Origin of the sequence: Salmonella sp. 32070601201500089SM (assembly GCF_017573605.1) — a bacterium.
In the GTDB taxonomy this organism is placed as follows: domain Bacteria; phylum Pseudomonadota; class Gammaproteobacteria; order Enterobacterales; family Enterobacteriaceae; genus Salmonella; species Salmonella enterica.
Genome location: NZ_JAGETK010000024.1, coordinates 1 through 15,576, shown reverse-complemented (window position 1 = coordinate 15,576; position 15,576 = coordinate 1). Strand labels below are relative to the sequence as shown.

The 15,576-nt window shown below is 55.9% G+C and carries 16 protein-coding genes and 1 riboswitch; of the genes, 8 read left to right on the top strand and 8 right to left on the bottom strand.

Annotated elements, in window-relative coordinates:
• Window position 1: 1 nt before the first annotated feature.
• The 5 genes from thiS to rsd all read right to left on the bottom strand — a co-directional run bounded on the left by thiS (window position 2) and on the right by rsd (window position 4,316).
• The gene (thiS, locus tag J4728_RS23095; protein ID WP_001166845.1) at window positions 2-202 is read right to left on the bottom strand and encodes a sulfur carrier protein ThiS; all 201 of its coding nucleotides are present in this window, start codon (window positions 200-202) and stop codon (window positions 2-4) included.
• The gene (thiF, locus tag J4728_RS23090; protein ID WP_079903353.1) at window positions 183-941 is read right to left on the bottom strand and encodes a thiazole biosynthesis adenylyltransferase ThiF; all 759 of its coding nucleotides are present in this window, start codon (window positions 939-941) and stop codon (window positions 183-185) included. The genes thiS and thiF overlap by 20 nt, the downstream gene beginning before the upstream one ends.
• Window positions 934-1,569: a thiamine phosphate synthase gene (gene thiE / locus J4728_RS23085; RefSeq protein WP_079898844.1), complete on the bottom strand. Its 636-nt coding sequence runs from the start codon at window positions 1,567-1,569 to the stop codon at window positions 934-936. The genes thiF and thiE overlap by 8 nt, the downstream gene beginning before the upstream one ends.
• A complete protein-coding gene (gene thiC / locus J4728_RS23080; protein ID WP_208212494.1) occupies window positions 1,569-3,464 on the bottom strand; it encodes a phosphomethylpyrimidine synthase ThiC in 1,896 nt (631 codons plus the stop codon). The genes thiE and thiC overlap by 1 nt, the downstream gene beginning before the upstream one ends.
• 86 nt (window positions 3,465-3,550) lie before the next feature.
• Window positions 3,551-3,775, bottom strand: a riboswitch (TPP riboswitch).
• A gap of 52 nt (window positions 3,776-3,827) precedes the next feature.
• The gene (gene rsd / locus J4728_RS23075) at window positions 3,828-4,316 is read right to left on the bottom strand and encodes a sigma D regulator (RefSeq protein WP_000934317.1); all 489 of its coding nucleotides are present in this window, start codon (window positions 4,314-4,316) and stop codon (window positions 3,828-3,830) included.
• Window positions 4,317-4,408: 92 nt separating this feature from the next.
• On the opposite strand from rsd, the gene nudC reads away from it, so the two are divergent.
• The 6 genes from nudC to J4728_RS23045 all read left to right on the top strand — a co-directional run bounded on the left by nudC (window position 4,409) and on the right by J4728_RS23045 (window position 8,763).
• Window positions 4,409-5,182, top strand: coding sequence for an NAD(+) diphosphatase (nudC, locus tag J4728_RS23070; protein WP_000373958.1), 774 nt, complete (start codon window positions 4,409-4,411; stop codon window positions 5,180-5,182).
• A gap of 40 nt (window positions 5,183-5,222) precedes the next feature.
• Window positions 5,223-6,287, top strand: coding sequence for a uroporphyrinogen decarboxylase (hemE, locus tag J4728_RS23065; protein WP_000137625.1), 1,065 nt, complete (start codon window positions 5,223-5,225; stop codon window positions 6,285-6,287).
• Window positions 6,288-6,296: 9 nt separating this feature from the next.
• Window positions 6,297-6,968, top strand: coding sequence for a deoxyribonuclease V (gene nfi / locus J4728_RS23060; protein WP_023200831.1), 672 nt, complete (start codon window positions 6,297-6,299; stop codon window positions 6,966-6,968).
• A gap of 41 nt (window positions 6,969-7,009) precedes the next feature.
• The gene (locus J4728_RS23055; protein WP_000940092.1) at window positions 7,010-7,600 is read left to right on the top strand and encodes a YjaG family protein; all 591 of its coding nucleotides are present in this window, start codon (window positions 7,010-7,012) and stop codon (window positions 7,598-7,600) included.
• 186 nt (window positions 7,601-7,786) lie between these two features.
• On the top strand, window positions 7,787-8,059 hold the full coding sequence (gene hupA, locus J4728_RS23050) for a nucleoid-associated protein HU-alpha (RefSeq protein ID WP_001044509.1): 273 nt from the start codon (window positions 7,787-7,789) through the stop codon (window positions 8,057-8,059).
• A gap of 11 nt (window positions 8,060-8,070) precedes the next feature.
• Window positions 8,071-8,763 (top strand): DUF1481 domain-containing protein, encoded by a 693-nt coding sequence (locus J4728_RS23045; RefSeq protein WP_001083931.1) that lies wholly within the window; start codon window positions 8,071-8,073, stop codon window positions 8,761-8,763.
• Window positions 8,764-8,804: 41 nt separating this feature from the next.
• On the opposite strand, the gene zraP is transcribed toward J4728_RS23045, so the two are convergent.
• On the bottom strand, window positions 8,805-9,260 hold the full coding sequence (gene zraP, locus J4728_RS23040) for a zinc resistance sensor/chaperone ZraP (protein ID WP_000828129.1): 456 nt from the start codon (window positions 9,258-9,260) through the stop codon (window positions 8,805-8,807).
• Between the two features lie 253 nt (window positions 9,261-9,513).
• Here zraP and zraS point away from each other — a divergent pair, with 253 nt between their 5' ends.
• Together zraS and zraR are read left to right on the top strand one after the other, a co-directional pair.
• Complete coding sequence (gene zraS / locus J4728_RS23035; protein ID WP_208212492.1) at window positions 9,514-10,911, top strand: two-component system sensor histidine kinase ZraS; 1,398 nt, start codon at window positions 9,514-9,516, stop codon at window positions 10,909-10,911.
• A gap of 5 nt (window positions 10,912-10,916) precedes the next feature.
• Window positions 10,917-12,242 carry a sigma-54-dependent response regulator transcription factor ZraR gene (zraR, locus tag J4728_RS23030; RefSeq protein ID WP_208212490.1) on the top strand — a complete coding sequence of 442 codons (1,326 nt, stop codon included), beginning with the start codon at window positions 10,917-10,919 and terminating at the stop codon, window positions 12,240-12,242.
• On the opposite strand, the gene purD is transcribed toward zraR, so the two are convergent.
• A complete protein-coding gene (purD, locus tag J4728_RS23025; protein ID WP_000866767.1) occupies window positions 12,239-13,528 on the bottom strand; it encodes a phosphoribosylamine--glycine ligase in 1,290 nt (429 codons plus the stop codon). The genes zraR and purD overlap by 4 nt on opposite strands.
• An 11-nt stretch (window positions 13,529-13,539) precedes the next feature.
• Window positions 13,540-15,129 carry a bifunctional phosphoribosylaminoimidazolecarboxamide formyltransferase/IMP cyclohydrolase gene (gene purH, locus J4728_RS23020; protein ID WP_001187509.1) on the bottom strand — a complete coding sequence of 530 codons (1,590 nt, stop codon included), beginning with the start codon at window positions 15,127-15,129 and terminating at the stop codon, window positions 13,540-13,542.
• Window positions 15,130-15,576: the final 447 nt, after the last annotated feature.

Sequence of the window (15,576 nt, the reverse complement as noted above, 5' to 3'; positions counted from 1 at the left end):
CTCAACCCCCTGCAATAACCTGAAAAAGCAGGATCTGGTCGCCTTCCTGCACGATTTGCTGCTGCCACTGCTCGCGCGGCAGGATCTGCTGATTGAGCGCCAGCGCCGCGCCCGGTTTAAGCTGATTAAGCGTAGCGAGCAGGCTGCTGACGGTTTGTCCTTCGGCGCACTGCATCGGCTCGTCATTGAATTGAATTTGCATGTCGCCCTCCGCATACCGGACAGCCGCTGGCGCGACGCAGCGCGAGGCTGCGCCACTGGCTGGTTTTGCCGTCAAACAGGCGTAGCTCTCCGCTGGGCGTCTCAATACCGCTGAGTAATTTAATCGCCTCCAGCGCCTGCAAAGTACCCATTACGCCAACAACCGGTCCGACGATACCGGCGGTACGGCAGTTGCGTTCAGGCTCGACATCGTCCGGCCACAGGCAACGGTAGCAGCCTTGCTCCCACGGTGGCGTCAGTACCATCAATTGGCCGCCAAAGCCGACGGCGCTGGCGGTAATTAATGGTGTATTCAGTGCCACGCAGGCGGCGTTAATTTCCTGACGGGTCGCCATGTTGTCGGTACAGTCGAGCACCACGTCGGCGTGTGCTACCGCATGCCGCAGTGCCTCGCCTTTTAGTCGCTGCTGGAGTGATATCAGTTCGATATCCGGGTTGAGCTGTGTCAGGCGCTGCTGGGCAACCTGAGATTTTGAACGCGCGATATCATCGGTGGTAAATAGAATCTGGCGCTGCAAATTGCTCAGATGAATGTCGTCATCGTCTACCAGCGTCAGTTTGCCGATGCCTGCTCCCGCCAGATACAGCGCGGCAGGTGAACCTAACCCACCTAAACCCACGATCAGCACATGACTCGCGAGCAGCTTTTGCTGGCCTTCAATGGCGATATCGCCGAGCAGGATTTGCCGGCTGTAGCGCATAAAGTCACGGTCATTCATCGCCGACTCCCACGATTGCCAGCAGTTGCGCGGTGGCTTCACGCCAGTCTGCCGCCTGGGTAATGGCGCTAACCACAGCCACGCTGCCGACGCCGGTCGCCAGTACCGCCGGAGCGCGTTCAAGGCTGATGCCGCCGATCGCGACGGTCGGGTAATCCGCCAGTCGTTCAATATGACTGGCCAACTGCGCCAGTCCCTGCGGGGCGGAAGGCATTTGCTTGGTTTGCGTCGGGAAGACGTGGCCGAGTGCGATATAAGAAGGCTTAGCGGCCAGCGCCACGTCTATCTCCATATCATCGTGGGTCGATACGCCCAGGCGTAAGCCCGCCGCCTGAATCGCCTTCAGGTCAGTGGTTTCAAGGTCTTCCTGGCCCAGATGCACGCCGTAAGCGCGGTGTTTAATTGCCAGACGCCAGTAATCGTTGATAAACAGCCGGGCGTCATAACGACGCCCCAGTGCGATGGCGGCGATAACGTCGGCTTCCACCTCTTCATCGCGTTTATCTTTGATACGCAACTGGATCGTGCGCACGCCCGCCTCCAGCAGGCGCTCAATCCATGCAACGCTGTCCACCACCGGGTAAAGCCCGAGGCGGAACGGTACGGTTGGGAAATCAGGCTGATACATCAGGCTTCCTCCCGCTTGAGATAAATTTCGCCACCTTTGGCGCGGAAGTTTTCCGACATATCCGCCATCCCCACTTCAATGGTTTGTGCGGCGGTGTAGTCGCGGACCTCCTGGCTGATTTTCATCGAGCAGAACTTCGGCCCGCACATGGAACAGAAGTGGGCGACCTTGCCGGACTCCTGCGGCAGGGTTTCATCGTGGTAGGCGCGGGCGGTGAACGGGTCGAGCGCGAGGTTAAACTGATCTTCCCAGCGGAATTCAAAGCGCGCTTTCGACATGGCGTTATCGCGGATCTGCGCGCCCGGATGTCCTTTGGCTAAATCCGCGGCGTGGGCGGCGATCTTGTAGGTGATCAGCCCCTGCTTCACATCTTCTTTATTCGGCAGACCGAGATGCTCTTTCGGCGTCACATAACACAGCATCGCGCAGCCAAACCAGCCGATCATCGCGGCGCCAATGCCAGAGGTGAAGTGGTCATAGCCCGGCGCGATATCGGTAGTCAGCGGCCCTAAGGTGTAGAACGGCGCTTCGTGGCAGCTCTCCAGCTCTTCGGTCATGTTGCGCTGAATCATATGCATCGGCACGTGTCCCGGGCCTTCAATCATCACCTGCACGTCGTATTCCCAGGCGATTTTGGTCAGCTCGCCCAGCGTATGCAGCTCGGAGAACTGCGCTTCGTCGTTGGCGTCCTGAATGGAGCCGGGGCGCAGGCCGTCGCCCAGCGACAGGGAAACGTCGTAGGCGGCGCAGATTTCGCAAATCTCGCGGAAATGTTCGAACAGGAAGTTCTCTTTGTGATGGGAGAGACACCACTTCGCCATGATCGAGCCTCCGCGTGAGACAATCCCGGTCAGGCGTTTGGCGGTCATCGGCACGTAGCGCAGCAGCACGCCCGCGTGAATGGTGAAGTAGTCGACGCCCTGTTCGGCCTGCTCCAGCAGCGTGTCGCGGAACGCTTCCCAGGTAAGATCTTCGGCGATCCCGTTGACCTTCTCCAGCGCCTGGTAGATCGGGACGGTGCCGATCGGTACCGGGCTGTTACGCAGGATCCATTCGCGGGTTTCGTGGATATAGCGGCCGGTGGAGAGGTCCATCACCGTGTCCGCGCCCCAGCGGGTCGACCAGACCAGTTTTTCCACCTCTTCTTCGATGGAGGAGGTGACCGCCGAGTTGCCGATGTTGGCATTCACTTTGACCAGGAAGTTGCGGCCGATGATCATCGGCTCCGATTCCGGGTGGTTGATGTTGGCGGGAATAATCGCGCGGCCCGCGGCGACTTCATCACGCACGAATTCCGGGGTGATGTTTTCCGGTAGGCGCGCGCCAAAGTTCATCCCCGGATGCTGGTGGCGCAGCACTTCACTACGAATGCGCTCGCGGCCCATGTTTTCGCGGATGGCGATAAATTCCATTTCGGGAGTGACGATCCCCTGGCGGGCGTAGTGTAACTGGGTGACGCGCTTGCCCGCCTTAGCGCGTTTTGGCGTCAGCAGGCCGGTAAAACGCAGATCGTCCAGGCCATCGTCGGCCAGACGTTCTTTGGTGTAAGCCGAGCTACGGTCGTCTAATTCTTCGCTATCGTTACGTGCGTCAATCCACGGCTGGCGCAGTTTCGCCAGACCCTGCTGGACGTTAATCGTCACCTCAGGATCGCCATACGGGCCGGAGGTGTCGTATACCGGTACGGCTTCGTTCTCTTCAAACTGCGGGTTGTCTTTACTGCCGCCGATGAGCGTAGGGCTAAGTTGAATTTCGCGCATCGGTACGCGAATATCATGCTGCGAACCGGTCACGTAGATGCGTTTCGAGTTGGGAAACGCGGTGCCTTCCAGCGTATCGATAAAATGCTGGGCTTTAGCGCGCTGCTCGCGGCGGGTTAACGTTGTTGTAGACATAGCTCATTCCAAAAAATTAAGGACGTGGCTTGTCAGACGACGGATGGAGTAATGGATGTGCGCCGCCCGTAAAGGCAGCAGCATAAAGCAGAATTACTCTTGTTCCCTTCGCAGGTATTAACCTGATCAGGTTCCGCGGATCCCGAATTAACGGTCTCAGCCTTTTCCACTTCATCCTTCGCGCTGCCTCTTCGTTGGCTTCGTCCGCTCACTCCAGTCACTTACTTATGTAAGCTCCTGGAGATTCACCGACTTGCCGCCTTGACGCATCACGAACGCTTTTGTGGAAAATTAGCACTCCGACAAGATAACCGCCCCTCCGAAGAGGGGGCTGAAGTAAACTACCCGTTACTCGCGCAGAACTCAAGCGGGACGTTTGACTCTGGCGCCGTCGTGCATCGCGTCAAACACCAGCATAATCAGCTTGTCTTCCAGCACAAAGCGGGCTTCCAGCGCTTCGCCGATATCTGACAGAGCTTGTTGAAATTCGAGACAATTATCGTGATCGATGGCAGTTTCCAGGCTGGTGTCGTAATAATCCATAATGCGCTGCGTATTATCTTCCAGCAGCGGCCAGATTTTTGCCGCATGTAAAAGCTGACCGTTTCCTTCCAATTTATGGAGAATACGTTCATAAATACTGAAGTGCCCGGCGGAAAGGTAATCGACCAGGCTCTGACAAAAATTATCCAGCGCTTTTTCATTCAGCCGCATGTACGATTCTTTGCCAGGCTTAATGCCAACCAGGTTGTAGTAAGCCACGAGCAGGTGCTTACGTACATCCAGCCAGCGATCGACCAGTTTGTTGCTTCCGCCAACGCGCTCCGTCAGGTTTTCCAGCTGGTTTAGCATGATTGTCTCCGCAAGTTAGATAAAGGCTGCTCGCCATGAATGTAAAAATAATGTTAACAACATGCCAGTGAAGCAAAGGTAGTGCAAGAGCTATGGATCGTATAATTGAAAAATTAGAGAGTGGCTGGTGGATCGTCAGCCATGAACAAAAATTATGGTTGCCGTATGGGGAATTACCACACGGGCTGGCAGCAAATTTCGATCTTGTGGGGCAGCGCGCACTCCGGATAGGTGAATGGCAAGGCGAGCCCGTCTGGCTGGTGTTACAGCATCGACGCCATGATATGGGATCGGTTCGCCAGGTTATCGATCAGGATGCAGGGCTGTTCCAACTGGCGGGACGTGGCGTACAGTTGGCGGAGTTTTACCGATCGCATAAATTTTGCGGCTATTGCGGGCACCCTATGCACCCGAGTAAAACCGAATGGGCGATGCTGTGCAGCCATTGCCGCGAGCGTTACTACCCGCAAATCGCCCCTTGCATTATCGTCGCGATCCGCCGTGAGGATTCGATCCTCCTTGCCCAGCACGTTCGCCACCGCAACGGCGTGCATACCGTGCTGGCCGGGTTTGTTGAAGTCGGCGAAACCTTAGAACAGGCGGTCGCGCGAGAGGTAATGGAGGAGAGCGGGATTAAGGTGAAAAATCTGCGCTATGTGACTTCCCAGCCGTGGCCTTTCCCGCAGTCGTTGATGACCGCTTTTATGGCGGAGTATGACAGCGGCGAGATTGTCATCGACCCGAAAGAACTGTTGGAAGCAAATTGGTACCGTTATGACGATCTGCCGCTACTACCGCCACCGGGCACCGTCGCGCGCCGTTTGATCGAAGATACGGTGGCAATGTGTCGGGCTGAATATGATTGACATGTTACACTGGGCGCATCAACGCTAAAGGAATGTAAAAATGACCGAACTCAAAAACGATCGTTATCTACGTGCGCTGCTGCGCCAGCCCGTTGATGTTACGCCAGTGTGGATGATGCGCCAGGCGGGCCGTTATCTACCGGAGTACAAAGCCACTCGCGCTCAGGCGGGCGATTTTATGTCGCTGTGCAAAAATGCCGAACTGGCCTGCGAGGTCACTTTACAGCCGCTGCGCCGTTATCCGCTTGATGCGGCGATCCTTTTCTCGGATATCCTGACGATTCCGGACGCGATGGGCCTGGGGCTCTATTTTGAAGCCGGGGAAGGCCCGCGCTTTACGGCTCCTGTCACCTGCAAAGGCGATGTCGATAAGCTGCCCATTCCCGATCCGGAGGATGAACTGGGCTATGTGATGAATGCGGTACGGACCATCCGCCGCGAACTAAAAGGCGAGGTTCCGCTGATCGGCTTTTCCGGCAGCCCGTGGACGCTGGCGACTTACATGGTGGAAGGCGGCAGTAGCAAAGCCTTCACGGTGATTAAAAAGATGATGTACGCTGACCCGCAGGCGTTGCATCTGCTGCTGGATAAGTTGGCGAAAAGCGTCACGCTGTACCTCAACGCGCAGATTAAAGCGGGCGCGCAGTCGGTGATGATTTTCGATACCTGGGGCGGCGTGCTGACTGGCCGCGATTACCAGCAATTCTCCCTCTACTACATGCATAAAATCGTCGATGGCCTGCTGCGTGAAAACGACGGTCGCCGCGTGCCGGTAACGCTGTTCACTAAAGGTGGCGGTCAGTGGCTGGAGGCGATGGCGGAAACCGGCTGCGACGCGCTGGGTCTCGACTGGACGACAGATATCGCCGATGCGCGCCGTCGCGTTGGCCATAAAGTGGCGCTGCAGGGCAATATGGACCCCTCGATGCTGTATGCGCCGCCGGCACGGATCGAAGACGAGGTAGCGACTATACTTGCTGGTTTCGGTCAGGGAGAAGGGCACGTCTTTAATCTTGGACATGGCATCCATCAGGATGTGCCGCCAGAACATGCTGGCGCATTTGTGGAGGCAGTGCACCGACTTTCTGCGCAGTATCACAACTAAGGAGTTAGTATGGATCTCGCGTCGCTACGCGCTCAACAGATAGAACTTGCTTCATCGGTTTGCCGCGAAGATCGGTTGGACAAAGATCCGCCAGCGTTTATCGGCGGGGCGGACGTCGGTTTTGAGCAGGGGGGCGAGGTGACGCGGGCGGCGATGGTATTGTTGAAATATCCGTCGCTTGAACTGGTAGAGTACAAGGTGGCACGTATTGCCACCACCATGCCGTATATCCCCGGCTTCCTCTCTTTTCGTGAATATCCTGCGCTGCTGGCGGCGTGGGAACAGCTCTTGCAAAAGCCCGATTTGCTGTTTGTAGACGGTCACGGTATTTCGCATCCGCGTCGGCTTGGCGTCGCCAGCCATTTTGGACTGTTGGTGGACGTGCCGACCATCGGCGTAGCGAAAAAACGGCTATGCGGTAAATTTGAACCACTTTCCGCCGAACCTGGCGCACTTAGCCCCTTAATGGATAAAGGCGAGCAACTGGCGTGGGTATGGCGCAGCAAGGCGCGCTGTAATCCGCTGTTTATCGCGACAGGGCACCGGGTCAGTACTGACAGCGCGCTGGCGTGGGTACAGCGCTGTATGAAAGGGTATCGCCTGCCGGAGCCGACGCGCTGGGCGGATGCCGTCGCTTCCGGACGTCCGGCGTTTGTTCGTTGGCAAGAAATTCAGCGCTGATTCAGGTAAACTGCCGCTAATTTCCGATTCGAGATTCCATCATGTTACAAAACCCGATTCATTTGCGTCTGGAGCGGCTGGAAAGCTGGCAGCACGTTACCTTTATGGCCTGCTTGTGCGAGCGCATGTACCCGAACTACGCCATGTTTTGCAAGCAGACGGAATTCGGCGACGGACAGATCTACCGTCGCATTCTGGATCTGATCTGGGAAACCCTGACGGTGAAAGATGCAAAGGTCAATTTCGATAGCCAACTGGAGAAGTTTGAAGAGGCAATTCCGGCAGCTGACGACTATGATCTGTACGGCGTTTACCCGGCGATTGATGCCTGCGTCGCATTAAGCGAATTAATGCATTCTCGCCTTAGCGGCGAAACGCTGGAACACGCTATTGAGGTTAGTAAGACTTCCATTACTACGGTAGCGATGTTGGAAATGACTCAGGCTGGTCGGGAAATGACCGATGAGGAGCTCAAAACGAACCCTGCCGTTGAACAGGAATGGGATATTCAGTGGGAAATATTCCGACTTTTAGCCGACTGCGAAGAACGTGATATTGAACTGATAAAAGGGCTCAGGGCAGACCTGCGCGAGGCTGGCGAGAGCAATATCGGTATAAATTTTCAGCAATGACACCAGAAAACGTGATTTAACGTCTGATTTGTCGTGCCATAAGGCTTCCCTTATGCCCCCCGTCTGGTCTACATTTGGGAGGCGAAAAAAAGTGGCTATCGGTGCGTGTATGCAGGAGAGTGCTTTTCTGGCATTTCCGTCGCACTCGATGCTTAGCAAGCGATAAACACATTGTAAGGATAACTTATGAACAAGACTCAACTGATTGATGTAATTGCAGACAAAGCAGAACTGTCCAAAACCCAGGCTAAAGCTGCTCTGGAATCCACTCTGGCTGCTATTACTGAGTCTCTGAAAGAAGGCGATGCTGTACAACTGGTTGGTTTCGGTACCTTCAAAGTGAACCACCGTGCTGAGCGCACTGGCCGTAACCCACAGACCGGTAAAGAAATCAAAATCGCCGCCGCTAACGTACCGGCGTTTGTTTCTGGTAAAGCTCTGAAAGACGCAGTTAAGTAAGACGCGTAGCTGTGAACAGTTTTATCGAAGGGGCTCGTCAGCCCCTTTTGTCTGTCTGGCGTCGCGCGTTTCTGTTTTCTGGCGCGCTGTTGCTGACTGCCTGCAGTCATAACGCTTCACCGCCTCCGTTTACTGCCAGCGGCTTTGCCGGCGATCACGGCGCGGTGCGTATCTGGCGTAAAGATACGAACGATGAAGTCCATCTGCTTTCTGTTTTTAGCCCGTGGCATAGCGGCAGCACGACGACCAGCGAATATCGTTGGCAGGGTGATACGCTTTCGCTTATTGAACTCAATATTTACAGCAAACCGCCAGAACATATTCGCGCGCGTTTCGACGCTCATGGCGAACTCAGTTTTATGCAGCGTGAAGTCGGGGGGCAGAAGCAGCAGCTTTCCAACGATCAGATTGCCTTGTATCGCTATCGCGCCGAACAAATCCGTCAGACCAGCGACGCCTTGCGCCTGGGGCGGGTCATACTACGCCAGGGACGCTGGCACGCCGACCATACGGTAACCACCTGTGAAGGTGAAACGCTGAAACCGGATCTGGATTCCTGGGCAATAAGCCACATTGAGCGCCGCCAGAACCACTCATCGGTAGAGGTGAGCGTAGCATGGCTGGAGGCGCCGGAAGGATCGCAACTTTTGCTGGTGGCGAATTCAGATTTCTGTCACTGGCAGCCGCAAGCGAAAACCTTTTGATGGAATACCGAATGGCGAAGCCGCCATTCGGCAAACATGCTTTACCAGTTTCCCATACCCATATGACCGCCGCCGCGATGATAACCGCCGCCATAGCCGCCGCAACCGCCATAGCCCATTCCTGCGCCGCGTGGTATGCCAGCCTGCGCCATCGCGACATCCCGTTTCACGCGTTGCTCATCTAACTTCTGGCCTAATGACTCCATCTCTTTGGCAACCGCGTTAATTTTCGCAGTATCCGGCGAACTGGCGGTCAGTAGCGCGTTGTATTCATAACGTTTGGATATCAGTTGCTGGCGCAGCGCGCTGGTCTGCGTATAGTAATCATCATAAATCTTCTGCGCCGTCGCCTGCTGTTCCGTGGTTAACGGGCTACCTCCCTGTTGCCACATACCGTCATTGTTGCCCCAGTGATGCCCGGCGAAGGCGGCGCCGGAGCTCAGGGCCAAAAGAGAGAGGGCGATTAGCGCGATAGCTGATTTATTGTTCCGTTTCATTTTGCGTTCTCCTGTTGCTCATCTTATCCTCTCTCTTGCATCTTCCGTGCCAGGTAACTATTCCTTGTCGGGCAGCGAGTTAACCCGCTTCAGGCGGCAAAAAGCGAGTAAAAATGACTCGCATGACCCGCCTGGCGAGTCATTTTTACCCACTAGTATCCGAAAGGGTGTGCGACACCGCGCGGTTATGCGGAGCGAAGAATGGCATGATCTCTGCTTAAGTAAGGAAAATAAAAACGAGCCGGGGAAGCCTGTGAGTTTTATACGATTACATAAAGATGCCGCTGCAACGTGGTTGAGTCGACTGTTACCTGTGGCGATCTTCATTCTGGTGGGGCTATTTTCCATTATGGTCATTCGCGACTATGGCCGTGAGAGCGCTGCCGCCAGGCAGACGCTGCTGGAAAAGGGAAATGTACTCATTCGCGCTCTGGAGTCCGGCACGCGAGTAGGTATGGGAATGCGGATGCATCACGCGCAGCAGCAGACATTGCTGGAAGAGATGGCGGGTCAGCCAGGCGTGTTGTGGTTCGCCGTAACGGATACGCAGGGGGTAATCATCACTCATAGCAACCCTGGCATGGTGGGCAAATCGCTCTATTCCGCATCTGAAATGCATCAACTAAACCCCGGGCCGCAGGAGCGTTGGCGGCGTGTCGACGTTGCTGCTAACGGCGAGACGGTGCCTGCGCTGGAAATTTACCGTCAGTTCCAGCCGCTTTTCGGTATGAGAGGTCACGGTATGAGGGGGCACGGCATGGCGCGTAGCGCCAATGACGACGAACCAGCGAAACAAACTATTTTTATTGCCTTTGACGCCAGCGAGCTGGCCGCGACACAGGCAAGGGAGTGGCGTAATACGCTGATTGTTTTGTCTGCGTTAGCGGCGGTGCTGTTGGCAACGTTACTGGCGTTTTTTTGGCATCAGCGTTATCAGCGCTCGCACAGAGAACTGCTTGATGCAATGAAGCGTAAAGAAAAGCTGGTGGCGATGGGGCATCTGGCGGCGGGCGTCGCGCACGAAATTCGTAACCCGCTCTCGTCCATCAAAGGGCTGGCGAAATACTTTGCCGAGCGCACGCCAGCCGGCGGCGAGTCGCATGAACTGGCGCAGGTGATGGCCAAAGAGGCCGACCGTTTGAACCGGGTGGTAAGCGAATTGCTCGAACTGGTAAAGCCCGCGCATCTGACGCTCCAGGCGGTTAACCTCAATGATATTATTACTCACTCCCTGAATCTGGTCAGTCAGGATGCCCAAAGCAGAGAGATTCAGTTGAGATTCACGGCGAATGAGACGCTTAAGCGTATTCAGGCTGACCCGGACAGGCTGACTCAGGTGCTGTTGAATCTGTACCTGAACGCTATTCATGCGATTGGCCGCCAGGGAACGATTAGCGTAGAGGCAAAAGAAAGTGGGACCGACCGCGTTATCATCACTGTTACCGATAGCGGGAAAGGGATCGCCCCGGATCAGCTGGAGGCGATTTTTACGCCTTATTTTACGACCAAAGCTGACGGGACAGGCCTGGGGCTGGCTGTGGTGCAAAATATCATCGAACAGCATGGCGGTGCGATTAAGGTGAAAAGTATTGAGGGTAAAGGCGCGGTCTTTACTATCTGGTTGCCAGTGATAGCGAGACAACAGGATTAACAAGGGTGATACGCGGAAAAATCGATATTCTGGTTGTGGATGATGATGTAAGCCACTGCACGATTTTACAGGCGCTGCTTCGGGGCTGGGGCTATAACGTCGCTCTGGCCTACAGTGGGCATGATGCGTTGGCTCAGGTGCGTGAGAAAGTCTTTGATCTGGTACTGTGCGATGTGCGTATGACGGAGATGGACGGTATCGCCACGCTGAAAGAGATTAAAGCGCTCAATCCCGCCATTCCGATTTTGATTATGACGGCATTCTCCAGCGTGGAAACGGCGGTAGAGGCGTTGAAAGCCGGCGCGCTCGACTATTTAATTAAACCGCTGGATTTTGACCGTCTGCAGGAGACGCTGGAAAAGGCGTTGGCGCATACGCGGGAAACGGGCGCTGAATTGCCATCGGCGTCGGCTGCGCAGTTTGGCATGATTGGCAGCAGTCCGGCGATGCAACATTTACTGAATGAAATCGCGATGGTCGCACCATCAGACGCCACGGTATTGATTCACGGAGACTCCGGCACGGGTAAAGAGCTGGTGGCGCGGGCGCTACACGCCTGTAGCGCCAGGAGCGACAAACCGCTGGTCACGCTCAACTGCGCGGCGCTTAATGAATCGCTGCTGGAGTCTGAGCTGTTCGGCCACGAAAAAGGCGCGTTTACCGGCGCGGATAAACGTCGGGAGGGACGCTTTGTCGAAGCTGACGGCGGGACATTGTTTCTTGATGAAATCGGCGATATCTCGCCGTTAATGCAGGTACGTTTGCTGCGGGCGATTCAGGAGCGCGAAGTGCAACGCGTGGGAAGTAACCAGACGATATCTGTGGATGTTCGGTTAATTGCCGCTACCCACCGCGACCTGGCGGAAGAGGTGAGTGCTGGTCGTTTTCGCCAGGATCTCTATTACCGCCTGAATGTGGTGGCGATTGAAATGCCTTCTTTGCGCCAGCGTCGGGAAGATATTCCGCTACTGGCAGACCATTTTCTGCGGCGTTTTGCCGAACGTAACCGAAAAGCGGTGAAGGGGTTTACGCCGCAGGCGATGGAGCTGCTGATCCACTACGACTGGCCGGGCAATATCCGTGAGCTGGAAAACGCTATCGAGCGGGCGGTGGTGTTGCTGACGGGAGAATACATTTCTGAACGCGAATTGCCTCTCGCTATTGCCGCGACGCCGATAAAAACGGAATACAGTGGTGAGATCCAACCGCTGGTGGACGTCGAAAAAGAGGTGATTCTGGCTGCGCTGGAAAAAACGGGCGGCAACAAAACGGAAGCCGCCCGCCAATTGGGCATTACGCGCAAAACGCTGCTGGCTAAACTCAGCCGTTAGTTTTGCTCACGCTCAATGGCGCGCCAGCCGATGTCGTTACGGCTGAAGCTGCCGTCCCAGCGGATGTCGGTCATCAGGGCGTAAGCGCGTTTCTGCGCCTCAGCCACGGTGTGGCCCAGCGCGGTGGCGCACAGTACGCGACCGCCGCTGGTCAACACGCGATCGTCATCGGCGAGTTTGGTGCCCGCGTGGAAAACCTTACCGTCAGCCACTTCTTCCAGCGGCAGACCGTGGATCTCGTCGCCGGTGCTGTAGCTGCCCGGATAACCGCCCGCGGCGATCACCACGCCTAATGAAGCGCGTTCGTCCCACTCGGAGGTTTTCTCATCCAGCTTGCCGTCGCAGGCGGCCAGGCAAAGATCCACCAGATCCGACTTCATGCGCAGCATGATCGGCTGGGTTTCCGGATCGCCGAAGCGGCAGTTGAACTCGATAACTTTCGGGTTGCCCTGCTTGTCGATCATCAGACCCGCATACAGGAAGCCGGTGTACGTGTTACCTTCTGCTGCCATGCCTTTCACGGTTGGCCAGATGATGCGTTCCATGGTGCGCTGGTGCACTTCATCAGTCACCACCGGCGCCGGTGAGTAAGCCCCCATGCCGCCGGTGTTCGGGCCGGTATCGCCGTTGCCTACGCGTTTGTGGTCCTGGCTGGTGGCCATCGGCAGCACGTGCTCGCCGTCGACCATCACGATAAAGCTCGCTTCTTCGCCGTCGAGGAACTCCTCAATCACGATACGGTGGCCCGCGTCGCCAAAGGCGTTGCCTGCCAGCATGTCATGAACGGCGGCTTCGGCTTCTTCCAGCGTCATCGCCACGATAACGCCTTTGCCCGCAGCCAGACCATCGGCCTTGATGACGATCGGCGCGCCTTTCTCACGCAGATAAGCTAGGGCTGGCTCAATCTCGGTGAAATTCTGGTATTCCGCCGTCGGAATCTGGTGACGAGCGAGGAAATCTTTGGTGAAGGCTTTGGAGCCTTCCAGTTGGGCGGCCCCTTCGGTTGGGCCAAAGATCTTCAGACCCGCCGCGCGGAACGCATCGACCACGCCAATCACCAGCGGCGCTTCCGGGCCAACGATGGTCAGGTCAATCTTCTCGTGCTGGGCAAAGCTCAGCAGCGCCGGAATATCGGTGACGCCGATAGCCACGTTCTGCAACGCGGGCTCCAGCGCGGTACCGGCGTTACCCGGTGCGACAAAAACAGTATCAACCAGCGGCGACTGTGCGGCTTTCCAGGCCAGCGCGTGTTCGCGTCCGCCGTTACCAATCACTAATACTTTCATGTTTCGCTCCATTAATGGCGGAAGTGGCGCATGTCAGTGAAGATCATCGCAATACCGTGTTCGTCGGCAGCGGCAATCACTTCGTCATCACGGATAGAACCGCCAGGCTGGATCACACAGCTCACGCCAACGGCGGCAGCGGCATCAATACCGTCACGGAACGGGAAGAACGCGTCGGAGGCCATCGCGGAACCTTTCACTTCCAGACCTTCGTCAGCCGCTTTAATGCCAGCGATTTTCGCGGAGTACACGCGGCTCATCTGGCCTGCGCCTATACCGATAGTCATGTTCTCTTTCGCATACACAATGGCGTTGGATTTCACGAACTTGGCGACCTTCCAGCAGAACAGCGCATCGCGCAGCTCCTGCTCGGTCGGCTGGCGTTTAGAGACCACGCGCAGTTCAGCTTCGCTCACCATACCCAGATCCCTGTCCTGAACCAGCAGGCCGCCGTTAACGCGTTTAAAGTCGAGGCCCGGTACGCGCTGTGCCCACTGGCCACAGGTCAGGACGCGAACGTTCTGTTTAGCGGCGGTGATCTTCAGCGCTTCTTCGGTCGCAGATGGGGCGATGATCACTTCCACGAACTGACGGGAGATGATGGCCTGCGCGGTTTCGGCATCCAGCTCGCGGTTGAAAGCGATGATGCCGCCGAACGCGGAGGTCGGGTCGGTTTTATACGCACGGTCGTAAGCGTCGAGAATAGTGGTGCTCACCGCCACGCCGCACGGGTTAGCGTGCTTGACGATTACGCAGGCTGGCTCGTTGAACTCTTTCACACACTCCAGCGCCGCGTCGGTATCAGCGATGTTGTTGTAAGAAAGCGCTTTGCCCTGAACCTGCTGTGCGGTGGCAACGGACGCTTCTTTCACATTTTCTTCTATATAGAAGGCTGCCTGCTGGTGGCTGTTCTCGCCATAGCGCATATCCTGCTTCTTAATGAAGTTCAGATTCAGCGTACGCGGGAAGCGACCGGCGGCTTCTTTGCTTTCACCGTGGTAGGCCGGAACCATGCTGCCGAAGTAGTTAGCGATCATGCTGTCGTAGGCGGCGGTGTGTTCGAAGGCTTTAATCGCGAGATCGAAACGGGTGTCGAGGGTCAGAGAACCTTCGTTAGCATCCATCTCTTTAATAATGGCGTCGTAGTCGCTGCTCTTCACCACGATGGCGACGTCTTTATGGTTCTTAGCAGCAGAGCGCACCATGGTCGGGCCGCCGATATCAATGTTCTCTACCGCATCTTCCAGCGAGCAGCCTTCGCGTGCCACGGTCTCGGCGAACGGATACAGGTTAACGACAACCATATCGATAGGGGCGATGTGGTGCTGTTCCATAATGGCATCGTCCTGGCCGCGACGACCGAGGATGCCGCCGTGGACTTTTGGATGCAGGGTCTTTACGCGTCCATCCATCATTTCCGGGAAACCGGTGTAATCGGAAACTTCGGTCACCGGCAGGCCTTTTTCTGCTAACAGGCGGGCGGTGCCCCCCGTAGACAGCAGCTCCACACCGCGTGCGGAAAGTGCCTGGGCGAATTCGATGATACCGGCCTTGTCAGAAACACTGAGCAGAGCGCGGCGGACTGGACGACGTTGTTGCATGGTAAATCCCCTGGATTTGACGATTACAGAGAGCGTTAGCTGAATTTTTCGTGAAAAACTCAGCTAACGCCCCTTATGGGGTATTCTCATTTTGCGGCGACATTGTAACGAAAACGTTTGCGCAACGCTCGCGAATTTTTCTTTTTAAATTCTGGCCCCGCTTTTATCCCTGAAAGATCGTTTGCAGAGTGAGAAGATCCAGGAGATGAACGCGCATTTTGTGGATAAGTCTGTGCGTAAATGGGTATAACCAGGGGTTTTGCTGGGGAATGCAGCAAACAGTCATTTTTCTGCAATTTTTCTATTGCGGTCAGCAGAGAACTCCCTATAATGCGCCTCCATCGACACGGCGGATGTGAATCACTTCACACAAACAGCCGGTCGGTTGAAGAGAAAAATCCTGAAATTCAGGGTTGACTCTGAAAGAGGAAAGCGTAATATACGCCA

Coding starts and splice junctions, on each gene's coding strand:
- thiS (WP_001166845.1), bottom strand. CDS start 202: ATGCAAATTCAATTCAATGACGAGCCGATGCAGTGCGCCGAAGGACAA.
- thiF (WP_079903353.1), bottom strand. CDS start 941: ATGAATGACCGTGACTTTATGCGCTACAGCCGGCAAATCCTGCTCGGC.
- thiE (WP_079898844.1), bottom strand. CDS start 1,569: ATGTATCAGCCTGATTTCCCAACCGTACCGTTCCGCCTCGGGCTTTAC.
- thiC (WP_208212494.1), bottom strand. CDS start 3,464: ATGTCTACAACAACGTTAACCCGCCGCGAGCAGCGCGCTAAAGCCCAG.
- rsd (WP_000934317.1), bottom strand. CDS start 4,316: ATGCTAAACCAGCTGGAAAACCTGACGGAGCGCGTTGGCGGAAGCAAC.
- nudC (WP_000373958.1), top strand. CDS start 4,409: ATGGATCGTATAATTGAAAAATTAGAGAGTGGCTGGTGGATCGTCAGC.
- hemE (WP_000137625.1), top strand. CDS start 5,223: ATGACCGAACTCAAAAACGATCGTTATCTACGTGCGCTGCTGCGCCAG.
- nfi (WP_023200831.1), top strand. CDS start 6,297: ATGGATCTCGCGTCGCTACGCGCTCAACAGATAGAACTTGCTTCATCG.
- J4728_RS23055 (WP_000940092.1), top strand. CDS start 7,010: ATGTTACAAAACCCGATTCATTTGCGTCTGGAGCGGCTGGAAAGCTGG.
- hupA (WP_001044509.1), top strand. CDS start 7,787: ATGAACAAGACTCAACTGATTGATGTAATTGCAGACAAAGCAGAACTG.
- zraP (WP_000828129.1), bottom strand. CDS start 9,260: ATGAAACGGAACAATAAATCAGCTATCGCGCTAATCGCCCTCTCTCTT.
- purD (WP_000866767.1), bottom strand. CDS start 13,528: ATGAAAGTATTAGTGATTGGTAACGGCGGACGCGAACACGCGCTGGCC.
- purH (WP_001187509.1), bottom strand. CDS start 15,129: ATGCAACAACGTCGTCCAGTCCGCCGCGCTCTGCTCAGTGTTTCTGAC.